Source organism: Streptomyces sp. URMC 126, from assembly GCF_051386555.1.
Classification (GTDB): domain Bacteria; phylum Actinomycetota; class Actinomycetes; order Streptomycetales; family Streptomycetaceae; genus Streptomyces.
The window spans coordinates 1-274 of the sequence record NZ_JBPQTX010000854.1; the positions used below are offsets into that span (position 1 = coordinate 1).

General features: G+C 71.9%; 1 protein-coding gene. It reads left to right on the forward strand.

What is annotated here, in order from left to right; genetic code table 11:
- Window positions 1–274: LPXTG cell wall anchor domain-containing protein (locus ACSNOK_RS34215; RefSeq protein ID WP_436784626.1), on the forward strand; the 274-nt coding region annotated here is incomplete at both ends.

Genomic DNA, 274 nt, shown 5'->3' on the forward strand with positions numbered 1-274 from the left:
GGTGCTGCCCGATCCGCTCGCCAACGGCGAGCACACCGTCGTGGCGGTGCAGCGTGACGAGGCCGGCAACACCTCGCCCGAGTCGAACGAGGTCACCTTCACGGTCGTCGTGGCCGGGTCCGGAGGCAACGGCAACGGCAACGGCAACGGAAGCGGAAGCGGCAACGGCAACAGCGGCACCGACCCCCTGCCGCAGACCGGCACCTCGGCGTCCCTGCTGGGACTGTTCGCCGGCCTGCTGCTGACCCTCGGCGGCGGGGCGATGCTGATCCGG